The 13,404-nt window shown below is 72.3% G+C and carries 14 protein-coding genes and 1 riboswitch; of the genes, 9 read left to right on the top strand and 5 right to left on the bottom strand.

The window, feature by feature from the left end:
* Positions 1-107 precede the first annotated feature (107 nt).
* Both IF04_RS0111435 and IF04_RS0111430 read left to right on the top strand, forming a co-directional pair.
* Complete coding sequence (locus IF04_RS0111435; RefSeq protein ID WP_106975584.1) at positions 108-1,397, top strand: hypothetical protein; 1,290 nt, start codon at positions 108-110, stop codon at positions 1,395-1,397.
* A 137-nt stretch (positions 1,398-1,534) separates the two neighbouring features.
* A complete protein-coding gene (locus tag IF04_RS0111430) occupies positions 1,535-2,080 on the top strand; it encodes a DoxX family membrane protein (protein WP_030254302.1) in 546 nt (181 codons plus the stop codon).
* On the opposite strand, the gene IF04_RS0111425 is transcribed toward IF04_RS0111430, so the two are convergent.
* Together IF04_RS0111425 and IF04_RS0111420 are read right to left on the bottom strand one after the other, a co-directional pair.
* Complete coding sequence (locus IF04_RS0111425; protein WP_030254298.1) at positions 2,070-2,291, bottom strand: hypothetical protein; 222 nt, start codon at positions 2,289-2,291, stop codon at positions 2,070-2,072. The two genes, IF04_RS0111430 and IF04_RS0111425, sit on opposite strands and share 11 nt — an antisense overlap.
* Positions 2,278-3,714 (bottom strand): PspC domain-containing protein, encoded by a 1,437-nt coding sequence (locus tag IF04_RS0111420; RefSeq protein WP_063829468.1) that lies wholly within the window; start codon positions 3,712-3,714, stop codon positions 2,278-2,280. Before IF04_RS0111420 ends, IF04_RS0111425 begins: the two co-directional genes overlap by 14 nt.
* 157 nt (positions 3,715-3,871) lie before the next feature.
* Here IF04_RS0111420 and IF04_RS0111415 point away from each other — a divergent pair, with 157 nt between their 5' ends.
* The 3 genes from IF04_RS0111415 to IF04_RS0111405 all read left to right on the top strand — a co-directional run bounded on the left by IF04_RS0111415 (position 3,872) and on the right by IF04_RS0111405 (position 7,705).
* Positions 3,872-5,578: a serine/threonine-protein kinase gene (locus tag IF04_RS0111415; RefSeq protein ID WP_030254294.1), complete on the top strand. Its 1,707-nt coding sequence runs from the start codon at positions 3,872-3,874 to the stop codon at positions 5,576-5,578.
* 106 nt (positions 5,579-5,684) lie between these two features.
* A complete protein-coding gene (locus tag IF04_RS0111410; protein WP_030254291.1) occupies positions 5,685-7,004 on the top strand; it encodes an ATP-binding protein in 1,320 nt (439 codons plus the stop codon).
* Positions 7,001-7,705, top strand: coding sequence for a LuxR C-terminal-related transcriptional regulator (locus IF04_RS0111405; protein ID WP_030254287.1), 705 nt, complete (start codon positions 7,001-7,003; stop codon positions 7,703-7,705). Before IF04_RS0111410 ends, IF04_RS0111405 begins: the two co-directional genes overlap by 4 nt.
* Here the strand turns inward: IF04_RS0111405 and IF04_RS37285 are convergent.
* Positions 7,605-8,120, bottom strand: a complete 516-nt coding sequence (locus IF04_RS37285; RefSeq protein ID WP_078600173.1) for an ATP-binding protein — start codon at positions 8,118-8,120, stop codon at positions 7,605-7,607. The two genes, IF04_RS0111405 and IF04_RS37285, sit on opposite strands and share 101 nt — an antisense overlap.
* Before the next feature lie 91 nt (positions 8,121-8,211).
* Between IF04_RS37285 and IF04_RS0111400 the strand changes: the two genes are divergently transcribed.
* Together IF04_RS0111400 and IF04_RS0111395 are read left to right on the top strand one after the other, a co-directional pair.
* Entirely contained in the window at positions 8,212-9,006 is a 795-nt protein-coding gene (locus IF04_RS0111400) for a helix-turn-helix domain-containing protein (protein WP_030254284.1), read from the top strand.
* Positions 9,003-9,191, top strand: a complete 189-nt coding sequence (locus tag IF04_RS0111395) for a DUF397 domain-containing protein (RefSeq protein WP_030254282.1) — start codon at positions 9,003-9,005, stop codon at positions 9,189-9,191. The genes IF04_RS0111400 and IF04_RS0111395 overlap by 4 nt, the downstream gene beginning before the upstream one ends.
* On the opposite strand, the gene IF04_RS0111390 is transcribed toward IF04_RS0111395, so the two are convergent.
* Entirely contained in the window at positions 9,192-9,941 is a 750-nt protein-coding gene (locus tag IF04_RS0111390; protein WP_030254279.1) for a GNAT family N-acetyltransferase, read from the bottom strand.
* Positions 9,942-10,071: 130 nt separating this feature from the next.
* On the opposite strand from IF04_RS0111390, the gene IF04_RS0111385 reads away from it, so the two are divergent.
* Together IF04_RS0111385 and IF04_RS0111380 are read left to right on the top strand one after the other, a co-directional pair.
* Positions 10,072-10,950 (top strand): alpha/beta fold hydrolase, encoded by an 879-nt coding sequence (locus tag IF04_RS0111385; RefSeq protein ID WP_030254276.1) that lies wholly within the window; start codon positions 10,072-10,074, stop codon positions 10,948-10,950.
* Positions 10,951-11,417: 467 nt separating this feature from the next.
* Positions 11,418-11,771, top strand: a complete 354-nt coding sequence (locus IF04_RS0111380; protein ID WP_030254273.1) for a hypothetical protein — start codon at positions 11,418-11,420, stop codon at positions 11,769-11,771.
* A 73-nt stretch (positions 11,772-11,844) separates the two neighbouring features.
* On the opposite strand, the gene IF04_RS0111375 is transcribed toward IF04_RS0111380, so the two are convergent.
* On the bottom strand, positions 11,845-13,017 hold the full coding sequence (locus IF04_RS0111375; RefSeq protein WP_030254269.1) for a C40 family peptidase: 1,173 nt from the start codon (positions 13,015-13,017) through the stop codon (positions 11,845-11,847).
* 8 nt (positions 13,018-13,025) lie between these two features.
* A riboswitch (cyclic di-AMP (ydaO/yuaA leader) is annotated at positions 13,026-13,204 on the bottom strand.
* Positions 13,205-13,404 lie beyond the last annotated feature (200 nt).

Genomic DNA, 13,404 nt, shown 5'->3' with positions numbered 1-13,404 from the left:
GAACAGCGCGGTTGGCGCCCGCCCCGCCACCTCGGCACAATGCGCAGCCATCGCTGCCATCAGGGAGCGGTTCACGGCTACGGGTAGCGGGCGGTACGGAAGTGTCGGTGGACGCGGCGGCGGGAGCAGGGGCGGAGACGAGTACAGGGGCGGAGACGGGGGCCCGTCACGAGTGCGGTTGCGGGGACTGTCCGGACGGTGCCCGGACGGGGCACCGGCAGGCGGTCGCCGCGTTCCTCGCGCTCCGCGAGGACTTCGCCGCGGGGCACGGCGTACCGGCCGCGCTCGCGCACTCCGCCGGCGCCGCCCGCCAGTGGATCTCCGACGAGCTGGCGCAGTCGGCCCGGACGGTCGCCGAACGCGCCGCCGCCGAGGGCCGCGCCCGGCGCGAGAGGCTCTGGCGCGGCACCCCGCTCGTGCTGTGGGGCGCTGTCGCCGCGCTGCTCATCGGGCAGGCGCTCAGCGCGATCGGCGCGGGCTGGACCGACGCCCGTACCGCCGCACTGGCCGCGGCCGTCGTCGTGGCCGCGCTGCTCACCGCACTCGCCTGGCGGCACCGCGCCCACGGCGGCCTCCTCGCGCCCCTCACCGGCGCGGACAGCCGCCTGTCCACCTCCCGCACGGTCGCCGCCGCCTGGCTGCTGCCCGTCGTCTGGGCGGTACTGATGTTCGCGGCCCGGCTGGCGCTGGCCCCGGACGCCGACGGGCGCCGCCGCCTGCTGGCCGGGCTCGACCTCTCGCGCGGCGCCGGGCTGCTCACCGTCGTGGCGCTGGCCTGCGCGGCGGCGGCCGTCGCCGCGCGACTGGTGTCCGTACGCCTCGCCGCCGGACGCCAGCAGAAGGTGCCCGCGGAGTACCCGCGCGCCGGGGACCTGCTGACCGACGACGCCGGCCGCGGCAGCTTCGCGGACGCGCAGTACGTGCTGCTCAACGCGGTCGCCGTGGTCTTCGCCGCGGCCCGCCTCGCGACCGAACCGGACCGGCTCCCGGACCTCCCGTGGGGGCTGGTGGCGCTGGCCGCGGTCAGCGCGGCGACGTACCTGGCGGGCAAGTACGCGGAGGGTGCCCGTCCGGTCGTGCTCTCCGTCGTGCGGGCCCGGGAGATCGGCGGCCTGGACGGGCCGGTCCGCACCGGCGACGACATCGAGATCCGCGGCAGCGGCTTCGTCCCGCCGGGCGCGCAGCCGCCGCACCGGCTGGCCCGTACGGTCGTCCGCATCGGCGGCGTCGACGTGCACGTCCCACTGGTGCCGGTCCCCGGCGGCTTCGCGAACCCGGCGGACGACGTGCTGGTCGTGCCCGTGCCGGCCGACGTGGAGCCGGGCCGCGCCGAGGTCCGCGTCATCACGGCGGCGGGCGTCGAATCCGCCGCGTATCCGCTGTTCATCCAGGAGTGACACGGGTGCGGCGCGCATCCTCGTGGCTCCCGCTTCCGTTGAATGTTCTGTGACGTCCGGCCCGTATCAGTCTTCGAACGCCCGCCCGTGGGCAGAATCGTCCGCGCCGGGCGGCGACGCAGAGGCGGGAGGACACCATGGTGCACAGAGGAAGCTCGCTCGCGATGGGCCACGGAGGGACCGGCGGCGATGCGGGTCCGACGGGACTGCGCGGGACACTGGGCCGGTACGCGCTGCTGCCGCTGCGGATCTTCCTCGGCGTGACCTTCGTCTACGCGGGCCTGGACAAGCTCACCGAGCCGGGGTTCTTCGCGGCCTCCGGCAACGGCTCGATCGGCGAGTGGATGCGGCAGTCCCGGCCGTCCGCCGGCGTGCCGCAACTGGTCGACCTGGCGCTGAACAGCCCGGCGGTCTTCGGGTACATCATCGCGGCGGGTGAGCTGGCGGTCGGCATCGGCATACTGCTCGGCCTCCTCGGCCGGCTCGCGGCGACCGGCGGCGCGCTGATCTCGCTGAGCTTCTGGCTGACCGTCAGCTGGTCGACGACGCCGTACTACTTCGGCAACGACCTGGCGTACCTGATGGCCTGGCTGCCGCTGATCCTGGCCGGCACGCCGTACCTCTCCCTCGACGCGCTCTACGCCAAGCGCCGCCGCCGCTTCGGCCGCCGGCTCATCGGCTGACGGGCCGCTCGGCGCCCCGCCTCCGGCGGTGGATGAGGCCGTACAGCGCCGAGATGCCGCCCGAGAGGAAGAGGCCGGCGGGGAGCGCGATCAGCGGCCACGCGCCGGGCACGTCGACCCGGCCGGCGGTGTCCAGCACGTAGACGCCGCCGATGCCGAGCGCGGTCAGGCCCGTGACGAGCCGGGCGGGCTGGAACTCATGCCGCAGCACGGTCGGCCACCTCCTCCTGTGCCGGCGCCGCCGGCTTCGCGGGTACCTCTGGCTTCGCCGGTACCTCCGGCGACGGCTTCCTCTCGGTCCCCACGTACTGCATCTCCGCCTGGCCGACCCCCACCTCCAGCCGCAGGTCCAGCGTGCCGTGCGGCCGCTCGCCCTTCTTCAGGCCGTGCGGGGGCAGCGTGACGGTGCGCGCCCGGTCGGGCGCGACGTCGATGTCCTCGGCCGCCTCGCCGGGCAGCCGGATGTCGCCGAGCCCGACGTCGACCCGTACGCGCGTCCGTACCCCCTCCGGCAGCGTCACCCGCAGCAGCCCGGCACCCACCTCGGCGTGCGTCCGGACCGTCTGCCCCTCCTTCAGGCGCAGCCCGCCGAGGTCCAGGTGGCCGTGGCCCGCGCCCAGTTCGTACGCGGGCCGGACGGCGGCCGCGGTCGACGGCGGCCAGGTGCGGCTGTCCCAGTCGGTGGTGATGCTGCGCGGCAGGACGGCGGTCGCGCCGAGCAGCAGGGCGGTGACCACCACCATGAAGACCGTGCCGCCGCCGGTCCGGCCCAGCCAAGCGCTGAGCACCATGCCGAGCCCGAACACCACCAGCGCGGCCGCCAGCCCCGCCTGGAGGCTCGCGGGCAGCGAGCCGCCGTGCCAGGACGGCAGCGCGGCCACCGCGCCCGCCACCAGCGCCAGCAGGAACGTCAGCCCGCCGATCGACCGCGCCCGCGCCGGCCGCCGCGGCTTGCGGGTCTCCGGCACGACCGGGGGAGTGTACGACGGTGTGTCAGCAGGCCCCCACAGGTACCCCGCACGGCCCCCCGTCGTGGCCTCCGGGCCGTCCTTCGTGAGCGGATCCCGCCACCACGAAGGGCTGCTCGGTGCGGGCGGTGCCTGTGTCTCGGGCGGCGCGTCCGCGACGGCCTGCGCGGTCGCCGGGTCCACCGGGCCCGTACCGTGCGCCGCGGCCCGCCGCTGCTTCGACCAGTACGCCGAGCCGGCCACCGCGAGCGCGAGCATGAGCGTGAACGCCAGGTCGTCGCCCCGGCCCAGTACCGACAGGAAGAGCCCGCAGCCGACCAGCGCGACGAGGATCGCGGTCAGCGCCGTGCCCTCGACCCGTCCGGACAGCAGCCGCCGCCCCTCGTTCTCGTCCTCGCCCTCCAGCGGGATCAGCAGCCAGGCGAAGCCGTACACGATGAGGCCGATGCCGCTGCTCACGGCCAGTACGGCGAGCACGATGCGGAAGATCACCGGGTCCAGGTCCCAGTGCCGCCCCAGCCCGCCGCACACCCCGGCCACCACCTTCTGCCGCCGGCTGCGCCGCAGCGGTGGCTGGGGCGGCGGCAGGGGAGGGGCATCGGCGGTCGCGCCCTGCGGCTCGGCGGTCGCGCCCTGCGGCGGCCCGGACGGTGAGGCATCGTTCATGCGCTCATGGTGGCAAGCGGAACCGGCAATGGGCATCAGTGACAACCCTGGCCGGACCCTGAGATCCCGGACGCGGCGACGACCGGCCGGTAACAGGTGTGGCTGTGTTGACTATCGTTGTTCTCTGACGGGTTACGGGGGAGCCGGAGGGCGTGCGGTGTCGGAGGCTGCGGTGGACGAGGGTCGGCTGATCGCCGGGCGGTACCGCCTGCTCGAGCGCATAGGCCAGGGCGGCATGGGCACCGTCTGGCGGGCCCACGACGAACTGCTGGGCCGCCAGGTCGCCGTCAAGCGCCTGCACGCCGCCTCGCTCCAGCTGGAGCCGGACGAGCTGGCCACCCGTAACGAACGCACCCGCCGCGAGGCCCGGGCCGCGGCCCGCATCAACCACTCCAACGTCGTCGGCGTGCACGACGTCGTCGACGACGCGGGCCTGCCCTGCATCGTCATGGAGTACGTCCCCTCCGTGACCCTCGGGGACGTCATCAAGGAGGCCGCGCTCTCCGGGGGCGGCGTGCCGCCGGACGAGGCCGCCCGCATCGGCCGCGGCATGATCGCCGCACTGCGCGCCGCGCACGCGGCCGGCGTCCTGCACCGCGACGTCAAGCCCGGCAACGTGCTGCTCGGTGACGACGGCCGGGTGGTACTCACGGACTTCGGTATCGCGGTGGCCAGTGGTACGTCCACGCTCACCAAGACCGGCGAACTGGTCGGCTCCATCGACTACTTGGCCCCCGAGCGCGTCAAGGGCGGCACCCCGGGCCCCGCCTCCGACCTGTGGGCGCTGGGCGCGACGCTGTACCAGGCGGTCGAGGGCCGGCCGCCGTTCCGCAAGCACACCGCGGTCGAGACGGCGTACGCGATCGCCGTCGACCCGCTGGTCCCGCCGCGCAACGCCGGGCCGCTCACGCCGCTCATCGAGGCGCTGCTCGCCAAGGAGCCGGCGGACCGTCCCACGGCCGAGTCCGTCGAGCGCACCCTGCGCGCGCCCGCCTCCGAGGCCGCGACGGAGCTGCACACGATGGGCGGCTGGCGGACGGACACCGGTACGGATACCAGCACCACTGCCCTCCCAGTCGCCCCGGCCCAAGCCGAAGTCCCGGCCCCCACTCCCACCCCCACTCCCACCCCCGTCCCCGCCCAGCGCGACACCGCCGTCACTGCCGCCACCACAGCCACCAGCCGCGTCCCCGTAGGCGTCCCCGCGGCCCCCGCCCGCCGGCGGCGCCTGGCCGCCGTCCTGTGGGGCGCGCTGGCCGTCGTGGCCGCCGGCGCGGTGACGGCCGGCGTGCTGTATCTGCTGCAGGACGGCGGCGGCGTGAAGGTCATCCCCGGGATGTCCGACGAGCCGGCCAAGCCGTCCGCCTCCGCCTCCGGGGGCGGCGCGGCCAAGCCGAAGCTGCCGAAGGTCCCGGTGGGCTACCACCTCGTCACCGAGAAGGAGTTCGGCGTTTCCTTCCCCGTGCCGAACGGCTGGACCCGCAAGTACATGCCGGAGCGGAACGAGGTCGACTACCTGGCCCCGTCCGGCCTCGTCGGCCTGAAAGTCAGTGTGCTGAACTTCGCCAGTTCGAATCACGTCCGCCACTTCGAGCAGGTCGAGCAGCAGCTGCAGAGCAAGTCGCAGGGGTACGAGCGGCTGCGGCTGCAGGACACCCTGTTCCGGGGGCAGCCGGCGGCGATCTGGGAGTTCACCTTCCAGGGCCGGGTGCGCGACTTCCGCGCCATCGACCTCGGCTTCGGCAAGGAGGGCGAGGACGAGTACGCGATCTACCTGTCGGCGCCGAAGGACCAGTGGCCGAAGTTCCAGGAGGTCTTCCAGGTGGCCCGCGACGGCTTCCGCTACACGACTGACAACGAGTAGCGACGAGTAGCGACCACCGGGGCAAGCAACGACCACTGGGGCGATCAGGGGTCGATCAGGGTCGACCCTGATGCCCGGACATCCGTCCGCATGTGACGATCGGGGCATGACGACCGTTCCGCCCCGTGCCGAGGGCCCCTACGCCCCGGCGCCCGACCCAGTAGAGCCGCCCCCGCGCCGCCTCTACCGCAGCGCCGACGGCCGGCTCCTCGGCGGCGTCGCCCGCGGCCTGGCCGGCCATCTGGGGCTGCCCGTCTCCTGGGTACGGATCGTCTTCCTCGCCCTCTTCGTGGCGCAGGGCATGGGCGCGCTCCTGTATGCCGCGTTCTGGTTCTTCGTTCCCCTCGGGGTCGGCGGCGTGGACACCCACCGGCACCTCCCGTACGCCGCGTCCGCTGCCTCCGAGGGGACGGCTCTGGACGGCTGGCGCCGCCGCTTCCGCCGCCTCGACAAGGGCCAGATCTTCGCCCTGATCGCGCTGGTCGTCGGCGCGTCGGTGCTCGCCTCGCAGTTCGAGCTCGGCCGCGCCAACGCCTACCTCTGGCCGGTCCTGCTGATCGGCGCGGGCGTCGCCCTGGTCTGGCGCCAGGCCGACAACGCCCGCCGCGCCCAGTGGCTGGAGATCGGCCGCCGCAAGGGCCTGCTCCCCGTCGTACGCGGCGCGGCGGGCGTCCTCCTGGTCGGCATCGGGGTCACCGGCATCGTCGTCCTCCAGGGCTCCGTCCGGAACCTCGGCACCGTCCTCCAGGCCGCGCTCGCCGTAGTCGTCGGCATCGCGCTGCTCGCGGGCCCGTACCTGGTCCGCATGACGCAGGACCTCTCGGAGGAGCGTCTGATGCGCATCCGGGCGCAGGAGCGGGCCGAGGTCGCGGCCCATGTCCACGACTCCGTACTGCACACCCTCACGCTCATCCAGCGCAGCGCGGACGACCCCCGGGAGGTGGCCCGCCTCGCCCGCGCGCAGGAGCGCGAGCTGCGCGCCTGGCTGTACAAGCCGGAGGGGCGCGGCAAGGACGAGGAGGTGGAGCCGGACCGCCTGGCGGATGCCGTACGCAAGGCGGCGGCCGAGGTCGAGGACGCCCACGGCGTACCGATCGAGGTCGTGGTCGTCGGCGACTGCGCGCTGGACGAAAAGCTCGGAGCCCAGCTGCAGGCCGCGCGCGAGGCGATGGTGAACGCCGCCAAGTACGGTGGCAGCGGCGGCGCGGTGCAGGTCTTCGCCGAGGTGGAGGGCCGGAAGGTGTTCGTCTCGGTACGCGACCGGGGGCCGGGCTTCGACCTGGACCAAGTGCCGGGTGACCGGATGGGTGTACGGGAGTCCATCATCGGGCGGATGCAGCGCAACGGCGGGACGGCGCGGCTGCGCTCGGCGCCGGACGGGGGCACGGAAGTGGAACTGGAAATGGAGAGGGCGGCCGCGGAATGAGCGCGACGGAAGCAGCACAGGGGAGCGGCGCGGGGGAGGCCCGGCGCGCGCGGGTCGTCCTGGTCGATGACCACCGGATGTTCCGTACCGGCGTCCAGGCCGAGATCGGCCAGACGGACTCGACCGGCGTCGAGGTGGTCGGCGAGGCCGCGGACGTCGACCAGGCGGTCACGGTCATCACGGCCACGCGCCCCGAGGTGGTCCTGCTGGACGTGCACCTGCCCGGGGGCGGCGGCGTAGAGGTGCTGCGCCGGTGCGCGCCCCTCATGGCCGACCCCGACCGCCCCGTCCGCTTCCTCGCCCTGTCGGTCTCCGACGCGGCCGAGGACGTCATCGGCGTCATCCGCGGCGGCGCGCGCGGTTACGTCACCAAGACGATCACCGGCACCGACCTCGTCGACGCGGTCTTCCGCGTCAAGGAGGGCGACGCGGTGTTCTCGCCCCGCCTGGCGGGTTTCGTCCTCGACGCGTTCGCCAACACGGATGCCCCGCCGGTCGACGAGGACCTGGACCGCCTGACGCAGCGCGAGCGCGAGGTGCTGCGTTTGATCGCGCGTGGCTACGCGTACAAGGAGATCGCCAAGCAGCTCTTCATCTCCGTCAAGACGGTCGAGTCCCACGTCTCGGCGGTCCTCCGCAAGCTCCAGCTCTCGAACCGTCATGAGCTGACCCGCTGGGCAACGGCCCGCCGCCTGATCTGACTTCGTCAGAGGGCAGCCGGAGTTCGCACCAGACGGTCTTGCCGATGCGGTACGGGCGGGGCTCGGTGCCCCACGCGTCCGCGAGGGCGGCGACGAGCGCGAGGCCCCGCCCGGACTCGTCGCCGGGCCCGGCGTCCCGCGGCTCCGGCTGCGCGCTGCTCGCGTCCGCGACCTCGATACGGAGGGTGTGCTCCCGTACGAGCGCTCGGGCGCGCAGCTCGCGGCCGGGGGAGACGTGTGCGTGCCGGCACGCGTTGGTCATCAGCTCGCTGAGCAACAGCACGGCGGTGTCGGCGATTTCGTCGGGTACTTTCCACGACCGCGCCTGTGCGGCGAGCAGTGTACGCGCCCTCCCGACACTCCGTGCGCTCCGCGGCAAACGCCACTCGATGTCTTGAGGTGTTCCGTCGGTCATACGGAGAGCGTGACCGCACGGCGTTACGTTATGGAGTCACAGCCTATGTACACAGCGTTGTTGTACACGGCCGGACTCCGGAGGTGGAGTGGTGACGGATGCCTGGCGGTACTGCGGTAATCAGATCAAGCTGTGGCGAAATCAAGCGGGTGTCTCTCGCGAGGACCTGGGCCGAGAGGCCAATTACGAGTACGAGACGGTCAAGTCGATGGAACTCGGCCGCCGCCGCCCCTCGCTGCGACTCCTTCAGGTCGCCGACGACATGTGCAGCGCGCGCGGACTGCTACTGGCGGCGCAGAGCTACCTGAAGCCGGCGCCGTTCCGGGCACGGGCCGACGAGTTCATGGCGCTCGCCGCCGATGCCGCGGTCATGCACTCGTACGAACCGCTGCTCATCCCCGGCTTGTTGCAGAGCGAGCCGTTCGCGCGGGCGCTGATCAGCGAAGCTTGCCCACCCCTGGACGACGAGACTGTCGACGAACGCGTAGCCGCCCGTATGAGGCGCCAGGAGGCGCTGACCGAGCGGCCGCGCACGGTATTCGGGTTCGTCATCTACGAGGCCGCCCTGCGCACCCTGGTGGGCGGTCCCGACGTGATGCGGGACCAGTTGCACCACTTGCTCGAGGTCGGCAGGCTGCGGAACGTGTCGATTCAGATCCTGCCGTTCGGACGTTGCGGCGGGTTGGCCCTCAACGGGTCCGTGGTGCTGCTCGAGACCTCCGAGCACGACCGCTACGCCTACGTAGAAGCGCAGGAGACGAGCGTGCTCCACGCGGACGCCGAACGGCTCAGCTCGCTGACACAGCTGCATGGCATGATCCGCATGCAGGCCCTCACCGTGGAGGAGTCGGCCGCGTTCATCGAGAAGGTGGCGAAGGAGCTATGAGCGATCGTCTTACGTGGTTCAAGTCCAGCTACAGCGACTCACAGGGCGGCAATTGCGTCGAGGTCGCCGAAGACGGGGCACGCGTACTCGTTCGGGATTCCAAGGCGGAGCCGGACGGCCCCCGTCTGGCGATAGCCCCCGTCGCCTGGGCGGCATTTGTCGAGTACGCCGCCGTAGGCGGATAGTCACCGGGTCCCCCGTCTACGGAGTACCGCCGTGGTCACCGGGGAGTGGAGCTCCCAGCCCATGGCCCGGTACAGGGACAGACCGTCGTCCCGGGCCACCAGGACCCCCTGCGTCGCCCCCTGTTGCGCGGCGCGGGCCGCGAGGGCCGTCATCACGACCCGGCCCAGCCCCTGGCGGCGGTGCGCCGGATCCGTACGCACGCGGTCGAAGACCGCCACCGTACCGGCCAGCGCGACGCGGCCACCGGCGGCGACCTCCCCGGTCGTACTGAACGCGCGCGCGTCGACGAGGTCGCCCTGGGCGACCGTCTCGACGACGTATCCGCCGGGCAGTACGGCCGGATCCGGCGGCGGCGCGGGCGCGGCGCCGGGCACCAGCCCGTCCCGCAGCCCGTCGGGCACCCCATCGCGCACCCCGGTGCGCACGGCGCGCCCCAGGGGGGCGGTCATCAGATACTCCGGTGCCTGGAAGTCCCAGGACGCCGGCAGCGCGGGCTCGACGACCGAGCGGGGCGCGCAGACCTTCAGCCACAGGCCCGGCGTGATGAGCGCGACGGACAGTCGGCGCAGTACCGCCGGGTCGGCCGCGGGCAGGACGTACCGCGCGACCTGGTCCGTGCGGCCGACGGCTATCCGGAAGCCGCCCGGTACCGCGACCGCGCCGTCCGCGCCGCGCGAACGTACCCAGCCGTCCACCCAGGCGCGTACGACCTCCGGCCGTGCCACTGGCACGCGGTGGTGCTCGGTCATTGTGTCCACGGACCCGATCGTATTGCGAGAGCTTCGCAATAGTGACGGTGGAATTCGGCCCCCTTGCATAACGCTGCCGGGGCCACCCGAATCCTTCAAAAATCAGGCTACTTGAGAGAGGTCAAGGGCCGTGCGGGTACATATCGGTGATGGTGTTCGGCTCTACTTCGATGTGGAGGGGGCCCAACTGGTGACGGACGGCCCGGACATGGCCGAACGGCCGACGATCGTGCTGCTCCACGGGGGGCCGGGGGCAGATCACAGCCTGTTCAAACCGGAGCTTTCCGCCGCGGCCGGTTTCGCTCAGGTCATCTATCTGGATCAGCGCGGAAGCGGTCGCTCCGTGCGCAGCGGGCCGCTGCAGTGGACGTGGGAGCGGTGGGCGGACGACGCGATCGACTTCTGCGACGCGCTGGAGATCGAACGGCCCGTTCTCGTCGGTACGTCCAGCGGGGGCTGGGTGGCGCTGCTGGCGGCGATCCGGCACCCGGACCGGTTCGCGGGGCTGGTGCTGGACAGCGTGATGCCCGGCGACACGTACGAACGGCTGGAGATGTTCGAACGGCTGGGTGGGCCCGAGGCCCGGGACGTCGCGCTGCGCTACTGGGCGGGGGACACGGGCGACGAGATGACCGACGCGTGGGAGCGGATCTGTCTGCCGCTGTACTCGCAGCAGGACGGCGGGGACGTGGTCGGCCGGGACCGGCTGCGCCGGGTGCGCTGGAACGACGACGTGCTGGACCACTTCCGGCTCGTGCTGGCGCGGGAGTTCGACCCTTGGCGCGGGCTGGACCGGCTGGAGTGCCGGACGATGATACTGGCGGGCGAGCACGACCCGGTGGCGACCGCGTCGGCGGCCCGCCGCTTCGCGCACCGGCTGAGCCATACGGACGTACGGCTGCACGTACTGGCCAAGGCGGGGCACGGCGTCTTCCGCGAGGCGCCGACACGGGCGATGGACCTGCTGCGGGACTTCGTGGTGAGCGGCCATGTACCGCGGCTGCATTGAGGGCTGTGGCTGATTACTTCTGTCGAATTCCGACCGTACGGTCGAATTCCGCGGTGGAATTGATTGAGTGCTGGATCGTTTTTCGTTACTGGTGTGGCGCCAGTTATCCCGAGTTCCGCCTCGCGACAGCAAAGCCGAAGGGGGCTCCTGGGGCCGGGGCTGCTCGCGGTCGGTGCGGTACGGCGGCGGTCCGTAACAAGGGGGAGCGGGCCGCCGCCGTACCTCGGCGGGGGCGGTCGACGGCCGTCGGGGCGGATCCGACGGCGATGGGGAGCCGACCACCTGGACGAGGACGCTAAACCTCCCGGCGGCCATCAGGCGGGGCATTGCCGGTACTTGTCCGATACGCCGCCGGGGGTTGCTCGCTTTCGGTCACCGGGTGACAGGTGCCGATCGGTGACGGACCGGGACAACGACGGCAGCCCTGCCCGATGGCCGGACTGAGGGCGGGACTACGATCGACCACTATGGACGTAGTGATCAATGTGTTCGTCGCGCTGCACATCATCGGCATCGCCTCGCTGCTCGGCGGCTTCCTCACGCAGATGAAGGCGATGGGCGCGGGCACCGCCCGCTTCGTGCCCGCGATGCTGCACGGCGCGATCACGATGCTGGTGACCGGCGTCATCCTGGTCGGCCTGAATCAGATGCAGGACTACTCGGTCAACAACATCAAGATCGGCGTCAAGCTCGCCGTCCTGATCGTGATCCTGGGCCTGGTCTACGTGAAGCGCGACGAGGAGAAGGTGGAGAAGCCGCTCTTCGGGCTCGTCGGCCTGCTCACGGTCGTCAACATCTTCATCGCGCTGCTCTGGACGTGAGTCCACGCGCATCCACGACGAACCGCGCGGCCGCCTCGTTCTCCGGGGGGCTGCGCGGTTCGTCGTTTCCGGGTCAGGCCGGTCGTACGCTCCCGTAGATCGGCATGTAGTAGATCGACTCCACACGTACGTTCGCGCCCGGCTTCGGCGCGTGGATCATCTTGCCGTCGCCGATGTACATCCCGACGTGGCTGATGTCGTCGTAGAAGAACACCAGGTCACCGGGTTGCAGATCGCCCGTCGCGACCCGCGTGCCCACCTTCACCTGGTCCCAGGTCGTCCGCGGCAGCGAGACGCCCGCCGCCTTCCACGCCGCCTGGGTCAGCCCCGAGCAGTCGTACGACGCGGGGCCGGTCGCGCCCCAGACGTACGGCTTGCCCATCTGCGCGCGGGCGAAGGCGATCGCCTTCTCCGCCTTGGTCGCGTACGAACCGTCGGGCACTCCGGAGCCTGACCCCGTACCGGTCCCGGTGTCACCCCCGGACCCGGACCCGCCGTTCGTACCACCCGACCCGTCCTGCTGTTCCTGCCGCTCGCGCTCGGCCTGCTCCCGCGCCAGCCGCTCGGCCTTGCGCTGCGCCTCGGCCTTCTTCTTGCGCTCCAGCTCGGCCAGCCGCTCCTTCTCCTGCGCGGTCAGCCGGGACAGCAGCTGCCGGGCCTCGGTCAGCTTGTCCTGGACGTCCTGCTTGGACGTCTTCAGCGCCTCCTGGGACTTCTGCAGCTCCTCCAGGCTCCGGGTCGCCTGCGCCCGTTTGCGCGCGGCCTGCGCCTGCTGGTCCTGGTAGTCGGCGACCGCCTCCTGCTGGCGGCCGGTGAGCCGCTCCATCAGGTGGTTGCGGTCCACGAACTGCTGCGGGTCCCGGGCCAGCATGAGCTGGGCGGTCGGGCTCAGCCCGCCGGAGCGGTACTGCGCGGAGGCGAAGGTGCCCAGCTCGCGCCGGGCCTCGTTCATCTTCTCGGTCCGCTGGGCCGCGGCCTCGCGCAGCCCGTCCACCTTCTCGCGCTGCGTGCCGGCGCGCTCCTTGGCGGCGTTGTACTTCTGGGTGGCGACCTCGGCCTGCCGGTACAGGCCGTCGACCTTCTTCTTGACCTCCTCTATGGAGGGCTTGGGATTTCTGGGGGCCGCGTCCGCGCTCTGGGTGAGCAGCGTGACGGAGGCGAGCGCCGCGGTGGTGAGCCCGGCCGCCGTACGGCGGTGCGCGGGCACGGCGAGGATGCGGGTGCGCGGCTTGCGATGAGACGCCAAGGCCGGCGACTCCTTCCGTGGACCGCCTACCGGGTTAGCTGTCGGGTTCGGGCGTGTGCCGCATGCTGCGGCACTGTTACGGAAGGTGCCCTACGGTCCGTACGGATCGCTCCGCGCGGGTCGATTCACCCCGGTCGTACGTGTGGGTCCCCGGCTCCGGGCGCCTCGGGTGGGGCGGTCCGGACTCGGCGGGGCGGCCCGTGCCGGCGCTTTCGCCGGGCGGTGGGGCGGGCTGCCCGGTCGGCACGGTAGCCAACTCGTGTGACTTCTGTGAAGGCTGATGTTCGTTTTGCCCGAAACCTTTTCGTGATCTCGCCGTGTCCGGGCCGATGCCGGACCGGTTCTGACCACGCACTGTCCGGTGCCGTTGTCCGTCCGTGAGGGCGG

The sequence above is a fragment of the Streptomyces violens genome, assembly GCF_000717745.1.
In the GTDB taxonomy this organism is placed as follows: domain Bacteria; phylum Actinomycetota; class Actinomycetes; order Streptomycetales; family Streptomycetaceae; genus Streptomyces; species Streptomyces violens.
This window is presented reverse-complemented; position numbering and strand designations above follow the sequence as displayed.